The following is an 18343-nucleotide window of genomic DNA, read 5'->3' as shown; positions in this document are numbered from 1 at the left end:
AATCTACGGGAGGGTACTTGATGAGTTCTTTGCATATTGACCTCAACGCCGACCTTGGCGAAACTACGGCGGGCAACCCGGTGGCTGATGATGCGGCGATGCTGCACTTGGTCTCCTCGGCGAACGTGGCCACCGGCTTCCACGCGGGGGACCCGCACTCGATCGCTGATACGCTGCGCGAGGCAGTAGCGGCCGGGGTGACGGTGGGCGCGCACGTGGGCTACAACGACCCGGCGGCCTTCGGACGCCGCTTCATCGATTATGCGCCGGCGGATCTCACCGACGAGGTGACTTACCAAATTGGTGCCATCGATGCCCTGGCCCGCGCGGCCGGAACCCGCATCAGCTACGTCAAGCCGCACGGCGCGATGTATAACACCATCGTCCGCGACACTGAACAGGCAGACGCCGTCATCGCCGGTATCAAGGCCTTCGGGGACCTGCCCGTCATGCTCCTGCCAGGCGGGGTGGCTATTGACTCGGCTGACAAGGCCGGCCTGACCGTCATCCGCGAGGCCTTTGCTGATCGCGGCTATAACCCCGATGGCACGCTGGTCTCCCGGAGGCTGCCGGGCGCTGTGCTCACCAACGAAGAGGACGTGGTCAAGCGCGTGCTCCAGGTCGCACAGACCGGTGCAATCACCGCCATCGACGGCAGCGTCATTAGCGTCGATGCGCAGTCGGTATGCACCCACGGTGACTCGCCGGGGTCGGTGCAGCTGCTGCGCGGCGTCGTCAAGCGCCTGAAGGACGAGGGAATCGAGATTCGGAGCTTCATCTAATGCACATCCTTGCCGTGGGAACGCGCGCGTTGCTCCTTGACTTAGACGGGCTCGACCAGGTTATGAACTGGCACGCGGCGCTCATGTCCGAGCCGCTGCGCAACCAGATCGATTGCGTGGCCGCCGCAACCACCTTGTTGCTAACCTTCTCCACCCCTCGCGCGGCGACGCAAGCTGCGCGCGATCTCAAGGATTTCCATCCCCGGGAGGCCAGCACGGGCGATGCCCGCACTGTCGAGATCGACGTACTTTATGACGGCGCGGACCTCGACGAGGCAGCCGAGCTCATGGGGCTGAGCCGCGAGGGCCTCATTGAGTGGCATACCTCGACCGAGTGGACTGCGGCCTTCGGAGGCTTTGCGCCCGGGTTTAGCTATTGCACGCCCTCGGACCCGGCCCTGGCGCGCCACGTGCCCAGGCGGGCTAGCCCGCGTACCGCTGTTCCTGCCGGTGCAGTGGGCATCGCCGGGGACTTCTCCGCGGTCTATCCGCGCCAATCCCCCGGTGGCTGGCAGCTGTTGGGGACCACCACCACCCCGATGTGGGACTCGCACGCCCAGCCACCCTCCTTTGTCCAGCCCGGTGACCACGTGCGTTACCGCGCGGTGCGGGAACTGCCCGCGCTTGTCGACGGCGGCCAGACGCCCAAGCACTCCCCCGCGCGCCTGCCGCGCCTGGAGGTCCTCGACGCAGGTCTGCTCACGCTCTTCGAGGATCGCGGACGCCCCGGCGCCGGCAACCTCGGCGTGACGGAATCGGGTGCCGCAGACCGCGCGGCGGCCACCACCGCCAACATCGCCGTGGGAAACCCGCGCGGTGCCACGGTGCTGGAAAACATCGGCGGAATGAGCCTGCGCGCGCTGACGGATACCGTTGTCTGCGTCACCGGTGCCTCCGCCCGCGTCCGCCTTGGGTACATGCCCGTTCACCTGGCCCGCCCAGTGCTCATCACGGCGGGTCAGACACTCACCATCGACCCGGCTTTCTTTGGGCTGCGCAGCTACGTCGCCGTGCGGGGCGGCATTGTCGCCGACGCCGAGCTGGGTTCCTCCTCCAGTGATGTCCTCTCCGGGCTGGGCCCTGAGCCCGTGCGCGCTGGAGACATCATCGGAGTTCTTCCCCGCTCGGCCGGCACGACCGACGCCCAGCTGAGCAACCCGCTGCGCGTGAGTGAGAAGGACGGGCGCACCACCGCCACCCTGCGCTGCGTCTTAGGTCCGCGCGATGACTGGTTCGCCGACCCGGTAGCTGACTTCCTCGATACCGAGTGGACAGTGACCGCGGATTCCAACCGCGTGGGATTGCGCCTGGATACGGATGCGCCGGGCGCAGGCAGCACCACCGTGCGTCGCGCGCGTGGCGGGGAGCTGGCCTCGGAGGGAATGGTGGCCGGTTCCGTGCAGATACCGCCCAACGGCAAGCCCGTTATCTTCCTGCGCGACCACGCCGTGACCGGGGGCTATCCCGTCATCGCCACCGTAATAGATGAAGACATCGACATAGCCGCCCAGCTTCCGCCGGGAGCTCGCCTGCGCTTTGCGCTGGTTGAGGGGCTGGCAGAGGAATTAACTAAGGAAGAAGACCATGAAAATTAAAGCCATCCTGATTGCCAACCGAGGCGAAATCGCCGTCCGTATTGCCCGCGCGGCACGTGACCTGGGTATCAAGTCCGTGGCCATCTACTCCGAGGCCGATGCCGGCGCCTTGCACACGCAGGTCGCCGACGAGGCCTATGCCCTGCCAGGCAATACCGCCGCCGATACCTATATGAATGTGCCGGCGCTTCTCGACATCGCCGTGCGTGCGGGCGTGGACGCAGTCCACCCAGGATATGGCTTCCTCTCCGAGAACGCCGACTTTGCCCGCGCCGTTTCCGACGCCGGCCTGACCTGGGTAGGCCCCAGCCCCGAGGCTATCGAGTTGCTCGGCGATAAGATCGCCGCGCGCCGCGTGGCCGAAAAAGTCGGTGCCCCGCTTGCCCCCGGCACCTCCGAGCCCATCGCGGATTGGCAGGAGGCCCGCGCCTTCGCCGAGGAGCACGGCCTGCCCATCGCCATCAAGGCAGCCTTCGGCGGCGGCGGACGCGGTCTGAAGGTCGTCGATGATCTCGATGCCATCGAGGGTGCCTTCAACTCCGCCGGGCGCGAGGCCAGCGAGGCCTTTGGACGCGCCGAGTGTTACGTGGAGAAGTTCCTTACCCACCCGCGCCACGTCGAGGCCCAGGTCTTGGCCGATAACCACGGCAACGTCCGTGTCCTTGGCACCCGCGACTGCTCCACGCAACGCCGCTTCCAAAAACTCATCGAGGAGGCTCCCGCGCCGGCACTCACCGATAGTCAGCGCGAGGGCATCATCGAGGGTGCTCGCTCCATCTGCGCCGCAGTGGGCTATACCGGTGCCGGGACCGTGGAGTACATCGTCTCCGAGGACGGCACCATTTCCTTCCTCGAGGTCAACACCCGCGTCCAGGTCGAGCACCCCGTCACCGAGGCCGTTACCGGCGTCGACATCGTGGCCGAGCAGATCCGCATCGCCGCCGGCGAGCCGCTTTCTTTCGACGCCGACCCTGAGTCCACCGGCCACGCCTTCGAGTTCCGCATCAACGCCGAGGACATCCTCAACGGCTTTGCGCCTTGCCCCGGCACGATTGTCTCCTTTGAGCCGCCCACGGGTCCGGGCATCCGCGTCGATTCCGCCGTGCGCTCCGGCTCCATCGTCCCGCCCTACTACGATTCCCTCATTGCCAAGCTCATCGTGTGTGGCCCCACCCGCGAGGTTGCCATCGTCCGTGCTCGCCGCGCTCTGCGCGAATTCGACATCGCCGGCGTGCGCACCGTATTGCCCTTCCACCGCGATTTGCTCGAGGAACCCGCTCTCGTGAGCGAGGACTTGGGCATCTTCACCGACTGGGTCGATCACAACTACCGGCCTTCGGCCGCGCAGCAGGTGGATAAGGTCGAGGCCATCTACTCCCAGCGCCGCAACGTCGCCGTGGAGATCGACGGCAGGCTCATCAACGTCGGCTTCCCGACCGAGCTACTCAGCGCCGGCGCCCCTGCCGGTGGCTCCAGCTCAAGCGCGGGTGCAGGTACGGACAGCGATGCAGCCGAGGCCGCCGGCGAGAACGCCGTCACCGCCTCCTTTGAGGCCAACCTCGTGGCCTGGAACGTGGCCGAGGGCGACGAGGTTGCCGTTGGTGACGACCTCGCCACGGTGGAAGCGATGAAGATGGAATCCTCCATCAAGGCGGCGCGCGCCGGAAAGATCTCCCTGCGCGCCGCTGTGGGCGACCGCCTGAGCTCCGGCCAGGTCATCGCCACCATCAACTAGGCCTTTTATTAGGCCTGCTACTTGGCCTTTTACTTGGCTTGTGTAGACCGCGTGGCCTCTGCCGAGGAGGCCACGCCTGCGGCCATCAATGGGAATACAAAGGTATGGAAGGGTGCAACGCCCCACCAATAGATGTGCCCCAGCCAGCTGCGCGGCGCATAATAGGCGGTCTGCTTGTAGATGGAAGCACCGGGATCTTCCTCGCCCTCCTCGACTTCCAGCTGCAGCCAGGCTTGGCCGTCGACCTTCATCTCCGCGCGCAGCACCAGCTTGTGCGGACGCTCTAAATACTCCACGCGCCACCAATCCACGCGGTCTCCCACTGTTAGTGAATTGGGATTGCGCCGCCCGCCTAGGCCTGGGCCGCCCAAGATCCTATCGAGAATGCCTCGCACCTTCCACAGCACCGGCGTGGAATACCAGCCGTGCCTGCCGCCGATGCCCTCGATGACCTCCCACACCCTTTCCACCGGTGCATCGACCCGACGCTCGCGCTCGTCTTTATAGACGGTCACGCCTGCCCAATCCGGGTCATTAGGCGCGAGCTCCGCCGGGTTATCGCCCGCAGCCGCAGTCCAGGAAGAATCCCAGGAGGTGACCACCCGGTCTGCGGCCTCCTGGGTCAAAGCAAAGCGCACCGCTGTGGGATAGTCCAAGAAGCCGCGCGGCGGATCAGGGATGAGCTGGGCAATATCGTGCTCGTTCGTCACCGCGTCCTTGGCCATTGACTGCGCCAGGGGCTTGGCTATGCCGAAGGGCACCGGGGTGACCAAGGAGATCCAGCCGCCGGAAAGCGTGTCCATGGGCAGCGGAATCGGCAGAGAATAGATGCGGTTGCGGTGCCCCCGCGCGCGGCCGTAGAGGCTCAGGAGATCTTTGAACTTGTAGACGCTGCCCCCTCCAATGTCATAGCCGCGATTGACCTTCTCCTCCTCCGGCAGACCCGCGCAGCGCACGAGGTAGTACACAGCATCCCGGATGGCGATGGGCTCAATATCATTCTGAATCCACTGCGGGGTGAGCATCAGCGGCAGGCGCTCGGAGAGGTGCCGGATGATCTCAAAAGAAGCAGAACCGGATCCGATTAGAGTGGCCGCGCGCAGCACTATTGTGTCGACGCGACTTGCCAAAAGCGTGCGGGCGACATTCTCCCGCGAGCGCATGTGCGCGGAGAGATCCTCGGGCTCGCTGCCCTGGGGTATCAGGCCGGAAAGATAGACTATGCGGCCCATACCGGCCTCGCTCGCCGCGCGCGCCACGTTCTCGGCGATGCGCTTTTCTTCCTTTTCGAAGTCCTTGACCTTGCCCATCGAGTGCACCAGATAAAAGAGCACGTCGACGTCCTCGACGGCGGCGGCGATGTCCTCGTAGGAGCTGAGATCCGCCTCCGCATGCTCGACCTCATCGAACCAGGGGAACCTGCGCAAAGAGTCGATGCGCCGGCTGGTGGCCCGCACTTTAAACCCCGCAGAGAGCAGCTCAGGAATGAGCCTGCCTCCCACGTAGCCGGTAGCTCCCGTCACCAGCACTCTGCGCTGCGGGTGACGCGCTGCGACCACGACTGGTTGCACGGATGCCTGCGCAGAGGAATCATTGTGGCCGGGGGAAGGATCCGAATGGGGGCTATTCATGGGCCCATACTACGGAAGAGTTCGAACTGCACCGGTGGCTTGGATAGACTCGTGCGCATGCTTTCTCAGTCTGTGGCCGCCTCGATTCGCTCCGCCATCTCCGGTGGCTACTTCTCGCCGGGCCAACAGCTCAGTGAGGTTAAGGCCGCCGAGCGCTTTCATTGCTCTCGCAATACGCTGCGGGAGGCCTTTAGCGAGCTCACCGCAGAGCGCCTTGTCACGCGGATCCCCAACCGCGGAGTCTTCATAGCCACCCCGGATGCCGCCTTCGTCAAGGACCTCTTTACCGCGCGCGCCGCCATAGAGCCGGCCGCAGTGCTCTGGGGCGAGTTCCCCAATCCTAGTGAGCTAGTGGACTTGGCCTCCTCGGCGCAGGCCCACGTCGAGGCCGAGGAGCACCAGGTTATCTCCAGCATTAATCAGAACTTCCACCGCCGGCTTGTCGCAGGGCTGGGTTCGCCCACGCTGGATGAGCAGATGGATAACCTCCTCGCCCGCATGCGCCTGACCTTCTTGCTCGCGCTGCCGCGCTACCCTTCCCTACACGTGGAGCACGTGCCCGGAAATATCCGCCTGGCCGAGTATATCGCCGCTGGTGAGCGCGACGCGGCCGCCGCCGTGGCCCGCGAGGCTCTGCTGGCGACGTGCCGCAGAATCCTCGCGGTGCTCTAGGCTCGGGCTGCGTCTAGGTCTAGGTCAGCCGTCCCCCCGCTGCTGCGGTCTAGGGGATCTGATAGGCCAAGTCGCGGGCATCAGTAACGAGCATCTTGCCCGGCTGATGGGTAATGGCCAGGCGCGGGCGCGAGTTCATCACCGCCGCTTGGGGCGTGACCCCGCAGGCCCAAAAGACTGGGATGTGGCCCACCGGGATGTCCACGGCGTCACCGAAGTCTGGGCGGGATAAATCAGCGATGCCTAGCTGCGCGGGGTCCCCCACGTGCACCGGAGCGCCGTGGACCGAGGGATAGCGCGAGGTAATACGCACCGCGTCCGCCACCTGATTCGCGGGAACTGGACGCATGGAAACCACCATAGGCCCGGAGAATACTCCCGCCGGGGTGGTAGCGATGGAGGTGCGATACATCGGCACGTTGCGGCCCTGATCAATATGCGCCAATGAGATGCCATTGTCCTGCAGTGCGGATTCGAAGGTAAAAGAGCATCCGATGAGGAATGCCACCATGTCCTCTTCCCATTCCGCGTTCACCACTGCTGGCTCAGAAACCAGCTCCCCGTCACGGAAGACGCGATAACCGGGAATATCTGTGCGGATGTCGCCCCCGGGCAGAAGCTCCGAATTGAGCTGACCGGCCTCGAGCACGCCGATGATGGGACAGGGCTTGGGATTGCGCTGGGCGTAGAGCAGGAAATCAAAGGCATACTCCTGCGGCACGGCCAATAGGTTTGCCTGGACGTATCCATCGGCATAGCCGGCGGTCGTTGGCAGCGCCTCGTGGCGGGCCAGCTCGCGGACCTGGGCCGGGGTGAGGGTGCGGGGATTGTTAGACATTAGGCCCACAGCTTCATGATGCCGGCGATGGAGTTGACACCGATGTAGATTTCGAGCACCAAAGCGATGAGGCCGATAACCAAGAGGAAAGCTGGTTGTTTGACGCCTCCAAGGAGATCGCGGCGTCGGAAAGCAACCCACATGATCATGGCGAAAGCGATGGGCAAGATGATGCCGTTGAAGGCACCCGCGAAGATGAGGAGCTTTTGCGGTGCGGAGTTCAACAGGATGAAGAGGATGGTGCAGGCCACGATGAAACCGACGGTGAGGAAGCTGCGGGTGCGCGGCGCGACCTTCTGCGTAGTGACGAAGGAAATGGAGGTATAGGAAGCGCCGATGACGGAGGAAAGACCGGCGGCGAAGAGGACCACGCCGAAGGCACGGAGACCAAACTCGCCCGCGGCCTGGAAGAAAGCATCTGCCGCGGTGTTGTCCTTAGACAATGCCACGCCGGTGGAGGCTACTCCGAGCACAGCCAAGAAGAGCAAGACACGCATAATGCCGGTGATGATGACTCCCGTCACCGAGGTCGTGGTGATGTCTTTGAGGTGCTCGGGTCCGGTCATTCCGGAGTCGATGAGGCGGTGTGCGCCAGCGAAGGTGATGTAGCCACCGACCGTGCCGCCGATCAAGGTGGTGATAACGAAGAAGTCAATGTGCTCAGGCATGATCGTATTCTTCAATGCTTCTCCCACCGGCGGTTGGGAGACGATGGCCACATAGAGCATGAGCAAGATCATGATGGCGCCCAGTGCCGCCACAATGCGGTCGAGGGCCACGCCAGCGCGCTTAGATAGGAATATGAAGATGGCTATTGCTGCGGCGATGACCGAGCCTATGCGGGCATCGATGCCCAGCATGGCGTTGAGGCCCAAGCCCGAGCCGGCGATGTTGCCTATATTGAAGACGACGCCGCCGATGAATACCAGGATGGCAAGGAACCAACCCAGGCCGGGCAGGACGGTGTTTCCCAGCTCGTTAGCGCGCATGCCCGAGACACACAGCACGCGCCAAACGTTGAGCTGAATCGAAATGTCCACGATGATGCTCAACAAGATTGCAAAGGCGAAGGCCGCACCCATCTGCACGGTAAACACCGAGGTTTGAGTCAAGAAGCCCGGCCCAATGGAAGATGTGGCCATGAGGAACATGGCACCGGCCATGACCCCAACTCCGCGTGGAGCTTTCACCTCCACTGGACTTTCATTAGACGTTTTAGATGTTTCAGCGCTCATGGGAACCTCTCAGGTGATGTGGGTCGCACTTTTCTAATGCGGATCATCATATGGGGTTGTTCAACAATAACGGAAGGCCTATCGACCGATAGATTTTAATACCGCAGGTCAACATGTATCGCGGGGATAGAAGATGGCCTAAAATATGACCCCGCCCGCACTGCACAGAGGTAGCGCCACAGGACCAACCCGCAACCCACCACCGCTGACATCTACCAAGAAGGAGCGCCATTGCACCCCCCATGAATGTGACGTAGGATTCATTTTTAACTAATGATGATTCGTATATTGGAGGGCCAGGGACGATGCAAGACATTCACTTCGTAGGAGCGGCGCGGCTGCCCATTGGAAAATTCGGCGGTTCGCTTTCTCGCATGAGCCTGCAGGAGATGGGAATCGCCGCCGCAGCCGAGGCCATCTCTCGCTCACATCTGGAGCCCGCCGAGATTGAAACTGCCGTCATTGCCAACGTCCTGCCCACAACGCCCCAAGATCTCTACATTTCCCGCACTATCGCGCTCGGCGCTGGCCTGCCCGATAGCTCCACTGCGTTGGGAGTCAACCGCCTGTGCGGTTCCGGCCTGCAAGCAATCGTCTCCGCCGCGCAATCCTTAAACTTCGGCGACGGCACACTCGCGCTAGCAGGCGGCGTGGAGTCAATGTCTAACGCACCCTTTTCCATCGCCAGCATGCGCCAAGGAAAACGCCTGGGTGACGGGGTGGCCTATGACTGGCTCACCGGCGCGTTGACGTGCCCCTTCGGCACTGGGCACATGGGGGTAACTGCAGAGAACGTCGCTGCCGACAGCGCCATTAGCCGGCGCGAGCAAGACGAGTTCGCCGCGCAGTCCCAGCAGCGGGCCAAAAAGGCCCAAGAGTCAGGAGCCGAGACAGAAGAAATTCTCAGCGTGGCAGAACTGCACCACGACGAGGCGGTGCGGGAGACAGACCTTGCCAAGCTCGCCAGCCTGCGCCCAGCCTTCACCACTGAGGGCACCGTCACCGCCGGCAACTCCTCCGGACTCAATGACGGCGCCGCCGCGGTGGTGCTCGCCACCGACACGGAGGTCTACGAACGTGGCTTGGAATCCCTGGGCAGGCTCGTCAGCTGGGGAATTGGCGGAGTTGATCCCTCCCGCATGGGCCTCGGACCCCTAGCCGCGGTGCCCAAGGCGCTAAATAAGGCCGGATTGAGCCTCGATGATATCGGCCTCATCGAATCCAACGAGGCCTTCGCAGCCCAGGCCATTGCGGTCTCGCGCGGCCTGAACTTCGATCCGGACAAGACCAATATCTACGGCGGCGCCATCGCGCACGGCCACCCCATCGGGGCCACCGGCGCCATCTTGGCGGTGCGCATGCTCTACGCGCTGCGCCGCCACGGCCTGCGCTACGGGCTCATCACCATGTGCATCGGCGGCGGCCAAGGCATCGCCGTCATCATCGAAAACGAGGAGGCATAGATCATGAACACAAACTTGCAGAATGGTTCGGCTCCGCAGCCGAAAGTCGCCGTCATCGGCGCGGGTTCCATGGGCACAGGCATCGCCGCGCTCTGCGCCTCGGCAGGGATGGAGGTAGTCCTGCTCGATCAGGACGCCGACGCCGCTGCGCGCGGGGTAGAAACGCAACTCAAGCGAGGAGGTTTCTACCTCGAGGAGGATGCCGCACGGATAAGCACCGGTTCAGATTATGCGCTGTTGGAGGATTGCGATTGGATCATCGAGGCTATTTTTGAGGATCTCAGCGCGAAGCACTCCCTCTACACCGCCATCGAAGCACACCTTTCGCCCACCGCGATTGTGAGCTCCAATACCTCGACACTGCCGCTTTCCGCGCTGGTAGAAGGGGTAGCCCCCACCCGGCGCGAGCGTTTTGCCATCACCCACTTCTTCAATCCCCCTAAGGTCATGCCGCTGGTGGAGCTGGTGGTCAATAGCAGTACGGACGAGACTTCAACTACGGCCGACACGCTGCGCCGAATCATCGAGGTAGACCTTGGCAAGACTGCTCTCCCCTGCCGCGATACCCCGGGGTTTATTGCCAACCGCGTGGGTTGCTATTGGCTGGCCTGCGGAGTTTTTCGCGCCCGCGAGTTTGACATTGATTATGCGCTTGCCGACGCCGCTTTCGGCCGCGCCTTCGGCATCCCCCGCACCGGCATCTTTGGTCTGCTCGACTACATCGGCCTGCAGCTCGTCGCCCCGATCTGGAATTCGCTTGAGAATGCCCTGGACCCAGGCGACCGTATGTTTAGCGTCCCGCTGGGCACCGACGAATTCATCGCGGAGCTAGTCAAGCGCGGCCATACCGGGCGCAGCGCAGGCTCAGGAGGAAAAGTCTCCGAGGGCTTTTATCGCGGGCGCGATGAAGTCATCGGTGCCGACTTTAATTACGTGGCTCGCAAAAGCCCCGAGGACCCAGTCATCGGGCTCAAGGATCCCCGCGAGGTCATGTCGACAGATTCCCCCGGCGGCCGCTTTGCACGCGCGCTCTTCCTCAACACCCTTTCCTATTGTTGCGAAGTCGCCCCCGAAATAGCCGAGCACGTGGGCCTTATTGATGAGGGGTTTCGCCTCGGCTTCGGCTGGAAGAAAGGCATCTTCGAGCTCGCAGATGAGATCGGCCTGGACTGGCTCATTACAGCCTATGACACTCCTCCCCAGCTACTTGTGGATGCTGCAGCCGCGGGCGGCTTCTACCCCGAGGGCAAGGTTCTTAGCTCTAGCGGCGAGCCGCTAACACCAGAAGTATCCGCCGGCGTGGTCACCCTTGCCACCGTGCGCGAGAAAGCGCACACCCTGCTGACTAGCCCGGCCGGGGCGCTGCACCTGCTGGACAACAACGTGGCCATCCTTGATTTCCATACCCCGCTTAACTCGCTTTCCAATGAGGCCATCGCGCTTATCCACTCCACCCTCGACGCGATAGAACCCCACGCCATTGCAGCCCTTGTCATTGGCAACGACAAGCCTGTCTTTAGTGCCGGGGCGGATCTTCCCTCCCTTGCCGCGGCCGCCGAATCCGCGTCTGCCACCGAGATATCCGCGGTCCTCAACGCCGGATCCCAGGCGCTACTAGGGCTCAAGTACTGCCCCATCCCCGTGATCGGGGCGGTGCGCGGGGTCGCCCTCGGCGGCGGCTTCGAAATGGCCCTGGCCTGTGACCGCCTAGTCCTCCACGCCGATGCGCGCCTGGCCTTCCCCGAGCTCAACGTGGGTCTTTATCCCGGTTGGACGGGCACAGTGGCGTTGCTCAGCCGTCTGCGGGCAGCGGGGGTATCCAATGCCCATCAACGCGCCTTCAACTTCATCACCGCCACGCGTCCCGCCCCCAATGCCTTTGCCGCGCGCCGCGATGGGCTCCTGCGCCCGACGGACGTGGTGCTGCTCTCCTTCGACCGGATTCTTGCCCGTGCCCTCGAGGAGGCCGCAGCCTTGGCCGCCGACTACACCCCTCCTGCCGATGAGTTCCTGCCGCTTTATTCTGGCCCGGCACTCGACCGCGAGTGGCCCCTGGAGAATACAACCGCCAATGACCACGCCATCGCCGCCCAGCTTGCGCGTATGTACACCGGCACAGGCGAGCTGACCTTCAGGCAATTCGCCGAGCGGGAGGTGGCCTTCGATGTCCCACTCCTGCTCATGCCAGCCAATGTGGAGCGGGCCCTGCACATGGCGCGCACCCGCAAGCCGCTGCACAACTAGCGCTCGAGCAGCGACCCCGCACCTTCCTTCCCCGACGGGTTTCTCCTACTTATAGGAGGAGAAACCCGTGATCTTCTTGCCAATGATGAGGGACTGAATGGTATCCGTTCCCTCGTAGGTATGCAGCGCCTCCAGATCGGCAAAGTGCCGCGCCACATTGTTTTCCAAGAGGATTCCCACTCCCCCAAGCATGTCGCGCGCATCGGCGGCAATGCGCCGCGCGGCACGCGTATTGTGCACCTTAGCCACGGAAGCCTGCTCGGGACGCAAGGTACCTAGACTCTCGCGCCGAGCCACTTCCCTACAGGTCAGCGCCATCTGGCCGAGATCAATAACCATATTGGCAAGGCGCTGCTGAATGATCTGGGATTGCGCCAACGGGCGCCCGAATTGCTGGCGCTCCAGCACGTGAATACGAGCGCTCTCGTAGCAGGCAATGGCGCAGCCCAAGGCCATCCACGCCACGCCGGTGCGGGTGGAGGTGAGCACGCGGGCGGTGTCTTTGAAGCTGCGTGCCTGCGGCAGTTGGGCTGAATCCGGCACAAAGCAGTCTTCCAGGTGAATCTCTGCCTGCTTGATGGCGCGCAGCGAAAGCTTCCCCGTCTGAGTGGTGGCGTGGTAGCCGGGGCTTCCTTGGGGAACGAGGAATCCGGAAACGTCCCCTTGCTCGGTGCGTGCCCAAATGACGGTGACATCACCCACCGAGCCATTTCCTATCCACCGCTTGTTGCCGTTGAGGACCCAGCCACCATCTGCGCGCACGGCGGTAGTCTCGAGGGCAATGGAATCCGAGCCGTGGTCGGGCTCGGTGAGGCCGAATGCTCCGAGCAGCTTTCCCTCCGCCATACCCGGCAGCCAACGCTCGCGCTGCTCCTGCGATCCGAGAAGATCGATGGAACGCATGGCCAGGCCGGCCTGCACCGCAATGACGGTTCCCATAGACGCATCGGCGCGCGAGACCTCCATGAGAGTCAATCCGGCGGCCAAGATGGACATGTGGCGGTGCCCGGGCACTGCCAAGCCATCGCTGAGCAGATCAAGTTCTCCCAGCCTACGCACGAGGGCGAGCGGGTATTCGCCCCGCTCCCAGTAGTCATTAATAAGCGGCAGACACTCGCTGCCAAAAGTCCTAGCATCCTGCCAGACCTCGGCATCTTCTCCTGATATATCATCGAATACGCCAAGCAGATCGGTCGTGGCTACAAGGTGATTATGGGACACTTTTCTCCTCCTAATACGAATCATCATTAGCCTATGATTGTGATGCAGACCTCATCACCTGTCAAGAGGGAGAATACCCAGCCATGGCCAATGAACAACGCCGCCAGCAAATTGCCGCCGCCGCCTTAGACCTCTTCGATAGCCGCGGCTACCATGGCACCGGCATGGGAGACATCGCCGCCGCCGTAGGAATGCGCGCCTCCAGCCTTTACAACCACTTCCGCTCCAAGCAGGAGCTTCTGGCCGCAGTAACCATAAGCACCATGGAAGAGCTGCTGCGCGCCAACGCGGCGGCATTAGCCCACCCATCCACACCGGAGGAGAAGCTTTTTTCCATCATGCGCACCCACGTCATATTCCACGCCACGCATGCCAAACGCGTGCGAGTAGTCAATGCCGAGCTCCACAACCTCGAAGATCCCTCCCGCGCTGTAGTAGTACAGCTGCGCAAGGACTACGTTGCCAGGTGGATTCGTGTGGTTGACTCGGGGGACTTCAGCGCCGAGGACCTGAAGATTGCCTGCTGGGCACTCATCGATATGGGTATCGGCGTTGCCCAGTGGTACAGCCCGGACGGCGCCTACTCCCCAGAGGAACTGGGAGACATGTACGGGCGCTTCGCTCTCAGACAGCTCGGCATCGAGACATAGTCCCCACCGCCCCACCCCAGGCTGCGGCCCAACGGGGACCCACCTACGAAAGGTTTAACCCACGAGCACCGAGAATGGTTTACTTGAAAGCGATGGAACCACTCGACCTTTCTGCCTTAACGGGCACGCAATCGCGCACCTACGGCACGCGCAAGATCACCCAGGCCATGATCGATTCCCCAGTCCACGTGGCCGTTGCCTTGTGGGACGAGCGCTGGGACTGCGCCCCCAGCGGCAAGGTGGAGGGCTGGGTCATCTCCGTCTCCACTAAATCGACGCGCTTCGTGCGCAAAGGAACGATCAAGTCCGGGGATATTGTCGCCGTCGCCCTTAGAGAGTACGACCGCGCCACCGCCGGCCTCAAGGGCAAGAAGTGGATCGTTACCGGCCGGCGCCAGCCGGCTTTACGCGCGGCGTTGGAAAAGCGCGGGCTTAGCGTGACGGGAAGCTTCGCGGAGGAAAACAGGGCTTCGAATAGCGCCAGCACCGCCCGGCGCAACGAGGCAGCCCGCACCGCCCGCGAGGCCAAGAAGAAGGGTGAGGCACCGAAGAAGAAAGAGGTCAACAAGGTAGAGACACCCCGCGCGCATTGGTGGCCTAATTTCTCCCAGGCATCTTCCTGGCCCCAGGGCGCGACCGTGCGCCTGGCCACCGACGCCTCCTCAGATACCGTCTTTAAAGGTTCGATGTGTTTCGTGGCCGCCAACGGCGATTACCGCCTGCGCACCCAGGAGACTTCCGCAGGCACGGATGAACTCGAGCTGGAATCCTTGACCATGGCTTTGAAGTACCTGCTCAAGGTGGGCGCCACCTCAGCCATCATCGAATCCGATTCGGTGGCCGCGCTAGAGGCAGTCGAGGAAATAGCCCACAAACACAATTCCAAGGCAACTCACTCGAGGCGGCGCTGGCGTGGTCTAAGCTCCGGCTCACGCTCGCGTTTCCAACAGGCCTGGTTTGATGTACAAGGCACGTGCTCGGTAGAGATTCGCCGCGTGCTCGGGCATGCCGGGGATCCGCTCAACCGCGCCGCCGATCAAATTGCCTACATGGGATTGCGCGCCATAGCCCATCCGCTCAAGCAGGCGCGGCCCACGCTCATCGCGGGAATTAACAAAGCCCTCAATAGGCTTTAGGCTTAAAGGCATGAGCAACCCCACCCCGCCCAACCCTTTTCTGGAGCCGGAGGATTCCGCCGGGAAGAAGCCCCTTGATAATCCCTTTGCGGTGCCTTCCCCAAGCCCTGTTCCAGAGAGCGTTCCAAATCCTGTTCCGGCGCCTGCTCCCTACCCAGCTCTAGACCCGACAACGCACTCTATTCCGGAGGTTTCTGACTACGCCGAGCCCTTAATCAATGAGGAAGACGTCGCCCGGGGTGGAAAGATCTACCGCTTCTCGTGGTTCAAGGGCATCGCTGCGGTGTTCTTCCTGTTGGTTGGCATTGGTGCGCTCGATGATGCTGAACATGGAGCCGGGCTATTCTTCCTTCTCCCCAGTGCCTGGTACCTGTTCATGTCCTGGAACAACCGCGGCGAGTCCAAGGTTGCGCAGAAACGCTACTGGCCCTTGGTGTGGACCGTAGCGGTTCTGCTCCTGCTCTTTGTCTAGTTCTTAGTCAGCGCCTAGCGCAGGCGGCGCGCCCCTTCTCCTGGCCGGGCGATAAGGAAGGTGGGCTCTGGGAAGCCGTGTTTAGCGGCCGCGGAGGCAATAGCTGCGGCGGTGTCATCCACAACGTCGCGGTCTATCAAGGCAATGACCGCGCCGCCAAAGCCGCCACCAGTCATGCGCGCACCCAACTCGCCAGCGGCATGGAAGGCGGAGTCGAGCTCAGGAGTGGTGACCTGGTAGAGATCACGCAACGAAATGTGGCTGTCACGCATCCGCTCACGCACGCCGTCGATGTCTCCCTCTTCGAGCAGATGCGCCACCTCCTGGGTGCGCGCGGTTTCCTCGACCACGTGGCGCACCCGTCGGCTGGTAAGCTCCGCGTCTTCGCCGTTGTCGCGTGCCCACTGGGCAGCGGCCGCAGCGGCATCGGGGATGTCCCGAATGGTGCCCGTCCCTCCTGGGGTCAGCGCGTGCTGCACCGCGTCGATGACGCCGCGGCGGGAGGCGTACTGGCCGTCGCTAAGCGTGTGCGGGGCATTGGTATCGGCGATGAGAAGCACCATCCCCCGCGAGGCCAGATCGAAGGGAACGCGCGTGAGTTCGCCGGAGCGAAAGTCCAGCACCAAGGCGTACCCGCGTTTGCCAAAGAAGCTGGCGTTCTGGTCGAGGCCGCCCGTCGAGGCACCAACGACCTCGTTCTCTGCGCGCATGCACGCCTGGACCAGACGCCGGCGCTCCTCGTCAGCAGGGGAACGGCCCGTGGCCAGTTCGAAGGCGGCAAGAGCCACGGAGCACTCCAACGCCGCGGAGCTAGACAGCCCCGAGCCGATGGGGACGTCTGAGACAATCGCGATATCCAAGCCCGTGCAGGTGGGAATCACCCCGACTTGCAGCCCCGCCCAGACGGAACCGGCAACGTAGCCGGACCAATCGGCGGGAGAACCCGGGCCGACCTTATCCAAGGGGATCTCCGTCACGGCGGAGTTATCCTCCAGCTCGGAGACCATTCGGAGCACGCCATCCGTGCGCGGGGCGACGGCCACGGCGGTGTTTTGCTCGAGAGCAAAGGGAATGGAAAGGCCCCCCGCATAATCCACGTGCTCACCAATAAGGTTGACGCGACCGGGTGCGGCCCACACTCCGGCGGGCGCCGACCCAAAACTCTTGGTGAACAAGGCCTGGGCATCAGTGACGAGCTGGGCGTCATCGCGGGTATTGATCCAGTTAGGCATCCCACACCTCCCGGAAACGGGCGGCGATCTTCTCCGGGGTGGTGTCATTGATCCACACCCCTTGGGAGGATTCGGAACCAGCCAGGAACTTCATGCGGTTGGGAGAGCGCATGAGGGAGAAGAGCTGCAGGTGCATGCGCACGCTCCCGCGCAGCGCCGGATCGACCGGTGCCAGATTCCACCCGGCAATATAGGGGGTCTTCTCCACGTCTTCGAAGAAACGATCAACTGCACCATAAAGGCGCTTGAGCAACCCGGCAAGGTCATCGCGCTGGGACTCGGAGAGCTCGGTGAAGTCGGCGGCATAGGCATTGGGCACGACCATGGCCTCCACCGGCCACTTGGCCGCGGCCGGAACGTAGGCGGTGAAATGCTCGGTGACCTCGATGATGCGGTTTCCTACAGCGCGTTCCTTGTCCAGGATGTCCTGGAAAAGATCGCCATCGTACGCCTGTGCGGAAGCCACGATGTTGCTCATGCGTGGGCTTAAGAAGGGGTAGGAGTAGATCTGCCCGTGCGGGTGCTGCAGAGTTACCCCGATCTCCTTGCCACGATTCTCAAAGGGGAATACCTGGGCCACGCCCGGCAGCTGTGAGAGTGCCGCGGTGCGGTGTGCCCATACATCGATGACGGTGCGGATGCGGCTAACCGGCAAGTCTCTAAAGCTCAATTGCGGATCGGAGGTAAAGCACACCACCTCGCAGCGCGCCTTGGCCGGGCGTTGGGGCACAAGGCCCATGCCGTCGAGATCGTTGTCATAATCCTCCATCGCCATGGAGAAAGAGGGAAAGCGGTTTTCAAAAACCACGACATCGTAGCTGGGGCTGGGGATCTCGGTGGGCAGCTGGCCTGGCTGCGTGGGTGCGAGCGGGTTCTCGTTGGCCGGAGGCATAAAGGTGCGGTTCATGCGGTGAGCGGCGAAGGCCACCCACTCCCCCGTGAGAGGATCGCGGCGCATCTCTGAGGCCGGATGAACCTGAGGGAGGTCGCGAGAATCCACCAGGATGCGGTCGCTGTACTCGGTGTCATCGAAGTAGATGATCTCGCGTCCATCTGCCAGGGTGGATGGAGTAATTTTTAGCATTAGTCTCTCCCTGCATTCGAGTTTGCCGCAGCCCCGGAGGCGGCAGCCGGATCACCAGCCGCGTCTTGAGCGGCGCTGGTATCCACAACGATGGGCCGCAGCCTTGCCCACAGCATCATGATGGCGGCGACCGCCAGCATTGCCAGCCCAGAATAGAGGTTGTCAGCGGGTTCTTTGAGCGAGCCGGTATCTGGGTTGATGCCGGGATCAAGGAAGAAGAAGCAGGCAATCAAGACGATCCCGTAGAGCCCGAGGAGGGCGCCGATGACGTTGCGCAGATCGAATGCGCCGGCATGCTGCTGCGAGGTTCCTTGTGCTGCTGGAGTTTTTTCAGACATTGTTGAGCTCCTTGC

The 18343-nt window shown here is 62.9% G+C and carries 16 protein-coding genes; 9 read left to right on the top strand and 7 right to left on the bottom strand.

Going from position 1 to position 18343, the window contains the following annotated elements; genetic code table 11:
- Positions 1 to 20: 20 nt before the first annotated feature.
- From F4V60_RS03070 to F4V60_RS03060, 3 genes are read left to right on the top strand one after another with little or no spacing between them, the layout of a single operon-like run.
- Positions 21 to 782 (top strand): LamB/YcsF family protein, encoded by a 762-nt coding sequence (locus F4V60_RS03070; protein ID WP_075729284.1) that lies wholly within the window; start codon positions 21 to 23, stop codon positions 780 to 782.
- The gene (locus F4V60_RS03065) at positions 782 to 2377 is read left to right on the top strand and encodes a 5-oxoprolinase subunit B/C family protein (RefSeq protein WP_075729283.1); all 1596 of its coding nucleotides are present in this window, start codon (positions 782 to 784) and stop codon (positions 2375 to 2377) included. Before F4V60_RS03070 ends, F4V60_RS03065 begins: the two co-directional genes overlap by 1 nt.
- Positions 2367 to 4112 (top strand): acetyl/propionyl/methylcrotonyl-CoA carboxylase subunit alpha, encoded by a 1746-nt coding sequence (locus F4V60_RS03060; protein WP_075729282.1) that lies wholly within the window; start codon positions 2367 to 2369, stop codon positions 4110 to 4112. Before F4V60_RS03065 ends, F4V60_RS03060 begins: the two co-directional genes overlap by 11 nt.
- 29 nt (positions 4113 to 4141) lie before the next feature.
- On the opposite strand, the gene F4V60_RS03055 is transcribed toward F4V60_RS03060, so the two are convergent.
- Positions 4142 to 5743: an SDR family oxidoreductase gene (locus F4V60_RS03055; protein WP_075729281.1), complete on the bottom strand. Its 1602-nt coding sequence runs from the start codon at positions 5741 to 5743 to the stop codon at positions 4142 to 4144.
- Positions 5744 to 5800: 57 nt separating this feature from the next.
- Between F4V60_RS03055 and F4V60_RS03050 the strand changes: the two genes are divergently transcribed.
- Positions 5801 to 6415 (top strand): GntR family transcriptional regulator, encoded by a 615-nt coding sequence (locus F4V60_RS03050; RefSeq protein ID WP_141255975.1) that lies wholly within the window; start codon positions 5801 to 5803, stop codon positions 6413 to 6415.
- Positions 6416 to 6464: 49 nt separating this feature from the next.
- On the opposite strand, the gene F4V60_RS03045 is transcribed toward F4V60_RS03050, so the two are convergent.
- On the bottom strand, positions 6465 to 7253 hold the full coding sequence (locus F4V60_RS03045) for a putative hydro-lyase (RefSeq protein WP_075729280.1): 789 nt from the start codon (positions 7251 to 7253) through the stop codon (positions 6465 to 6467).
- Positions 7253 to 8416 (bottom strand): NRAMP family divalent metal transporter, encoded by a 1164-nt coding sequence (locus F4V60_RS03040; protein WP_174775537.1) that lies wholly within the window; start codon positions 8414 to 8416, stop codon positions 7253 to 7255. Before F4V60_RS03040 ends, F4V60_RS03045 begins: the two co-directional genes overlap by 1 nt.
- Positions 8417 to 8793: 377 nt before the next feature.
- Here F4V60_RS03040 and F4V60_RS03035 point away from each other — a divergent pair, with 377 nt between their 5' ends.
- Both F4V60_RS03035 and F4V60_RS03030 read left to right on the top strand, forming a co-directional pair.
- Positions 8794 to 9951, top strand: coding sequence for a thiolase family protein (locus tag F4V60_RS03035; RefSeq protein ID WP_075729278.1), 1158 nt, complete (start codon positions 8794 to 8796; stop codon positions 9949 to 9951).
- A gap of 3 nt (positions 9952 to 9954) precedes the next feature.
- Complete coding sequence (locus F4V60_RS03030; protein ID WP_075729277.1) at positions 9955 to 12195, top strand: 3-hydroxyacyl-CoA dehydrogenase/enoyl-CoA hydratase family protein; 2241 nt, start codon at positions 9955 to 9957, stop codon at positions 12193 to 12195.
- A gap of 45 nt (positions 12196 to 12240) precedes the next feature.
- Here F4V60_RS03030 and F4V60_RS03025 read toward each other — a convergent pair whose 3' ends face one another.
- Positions 12241 to 13416, bottom strand: coding sequence for an acyl-CoA dehydrogenase family protein (locus F4V60_RS03025; RefSeq protein ID WP_075729276.1), 1176 nt, complete (start codon positions 13414 to 13416; stop codon positions 12241 to 12243).
- 83 nt (positions 13417 to 13499) lie between these two features.
- Between F4V60_RS03025 and F4V60_RS03020 the strand changes: the two genes are divergently transcribed.
- The 3 genes from F4V60_RS03020 (at position 13500) to F4V60_RS03010 (ending at position 15674) form a co-directional block, all read left to right on the top strand.
- Entirely contained in the window at positions 13500 to 14066 is a 567-nt protein-coding gene (locus tag F4V60_RS03020; protein WP_075729275.1) for a TetR/AcrR family transcriptional regulator, read from the top strand.
- A 92-nt stretch (positions 14067 to 14158) separates the two neighbouring features.
- The gene (locus tag F4V60_RS03015; RefSeq protein ID WP_075731006.1) at positions 14159 to 15202 is read left to right on the top strand and encodes a ribonuclease HI; all 1044 of its coding nucleotides are present in this window, start codon (positions 14159 to 14161) and stop codon (positions 15200 to 15202) included.
- Positions 15203 to 15212: 10 nt separating this feature from the next.
- A complete protein-coding gene (locus F4V60_RS03010) occupies positions 15213 to 15674 on the top strand; it encodes a hypothetical protein (protein ID WP_075729274.1) in 462 nt (153 codons plus the stop codon).
- Between the two features lie 14 nt (positions 15675 to 15688).
- Here the strand turns inward: F4V60_RS03010 and galK are convergent, their stop codons facing one another.
- The 3 genes from galK to F4V60_RS02995 are packed head-to-tail and all read right to left on the bottom strand — an operon-like array spanning position 15689 to position 18328.
- The gene (gene galK, locus F4V60_RS03005) at positions 15689 to 16906 is read right to left on the bottom strand and encodes a galactokinase (protein ID WP_075729273.1); all 1218 of its coding nucleotides are present in this window, start codon (positions 16904 to 16906) and stop codon (positions 15689 to 15691) included.
- Positions 16899 to 17990, bottom strand: coding sequence for a galactose-1-phosphate uridylyltransferase (gene galT, locus F4V60_RS03000; protein ID WP_075729272.1), 1092 nt, complete (start codon positions 17988 to 17990; stop codon positions 16899 to 16901). The genes galK and galT overlap by 8 nt, the downstream gene beginning before the upstream one ends.
- Complete coding sequence (locus tag F4V60_RS02995) at positions 17990 to 18328, bottom strand: hypothetical protein (RefSeq protein WP_075729271.1); 339 nt, start codon at positions 18326 to 18328, stop codon at positions 17990 to 17992. The genes galT and F4V60_RS02995 overlap by 1 nt, the downstream gene beginning before the upstream one ends.
- Between the last annotated feature and the right edge of the window lie 15 nt (positions 18329 to 18343).

The organism is Corynebacterium flavescens, from assembly GCF_008693105.1.
GTDB lineage: Bacteria > Actinomycetota > Actinomycetes > Mycobacteriales > Mycobacteriaceae > Corynebacterium > Corynebacterium flavescens.
This window is presented reverse-complemented; position numbering and strand designations above follow the sequence as displayed.

Bases quoted from the DNA above. Each gene is read 5' to 3' on its own strand.
- F4V60_RS03070 (WP_075729284.1), top strand. From the start codon at position 21: ATGAGTTCTTTGCATATTGACCTCAACGCCGACCTTGGCGAAACTACG.
- F4V60_RS03065 (WP_075729283.1), top strand. From the start codon at position 782: ATGCACATCCTTGCCGTGGGAACGCGCGCGTTGCTCCTTGACTTAGAC.
- F4V60_RS03060 (WP_075729282.1), top strand. From the start codon at position 2,367: ATGAAAATTAAAGCCATCCTGATTGCCAACCGAGGCGAAATCGCCGTC.
- F4V60_RS03055 (WP_075729281.1), bottom strand. From the start codon at position 5,743: ATGAATAGCCCCCATTCGGATCCTTCCCCCGGCCACAATGATTCCTCT.
- F4V60_RS03050 (WP_141255975.1), top strand. From the start codon at position 5,801: ATGCTTTCTCAGTCTGTGGCCGCCTCGATTCGCTCCGCCATCTCCGGT.
- F4V60_RS03045 (WP_075729280.1), bottom strand. From the start codon at position 7,253: ATGTCTAACAATCCCCGCACCCTCACCCCGGCCCAGGTCCGCGAGCTG.
- F4V60_RS03040 (WP_174775537.1), bottom strand. From the start codon at position 8,416: ATGGCCGGTGCCATGTTCCTCATGGCCACATCTTCCATTGGGCCGGGC.
- F4V60_RS03035 (WP_075729278.1), top strand. From the start codon at position 8,794: ATGCAAGACATTCACTTCGTAGGAGCGGCGCGGCTGCCCATTGGAAAA.
- F4V60_RS03030 (WP_075729277.1), top strand. From the start codon at position 9,955: ATGAACACAAACTTGCAGAATGGTTCGGCTCCGCAGCCGAAAGTCGCC.
- F4V60_RS03020 (WP_075729275.1), top strand. From the start codon at position 13,500: ATGGCCAATGAACAACGCCGCCAGCAAATTGCCGCCGCCGCCTTAGAC.
- F4V60_RS03015 (WP_075731006.1), top strand. From the start codon at position 14,159: ATGGAACCACTCGACCTTTCTGCCTTAACGGGCACGCAATCGCGCACC.
- F4V60_RS03010 (WP_075729274.1), top strand. From the start codon at position 15,213: ATGAGCAACCCCACCCCGCCCAACCCTTTTCTGGAGCCGGAGGATTCC.
- galK (WP_075729273.1), bottom strand. From the start codon at position 16,906: ATGCCTAACTGGATCAATACCCGCGATGACGCCCAGCTCGTCACTGAT.
- galT (WP_075729272.1), bottom strand. From the start codon at position 17,990: ATGCTAAAAATTACTCCATCCACCCTGGCAGATGGACGCGAGATCATC.
- F4V60_RS02995 (WP_075729271.1), bottom strand. From the start codon at position 18,328: ATGTCTGAAAAAACTCCAGCAGCACAAGGAACCTCGCAGCAGCATGCC.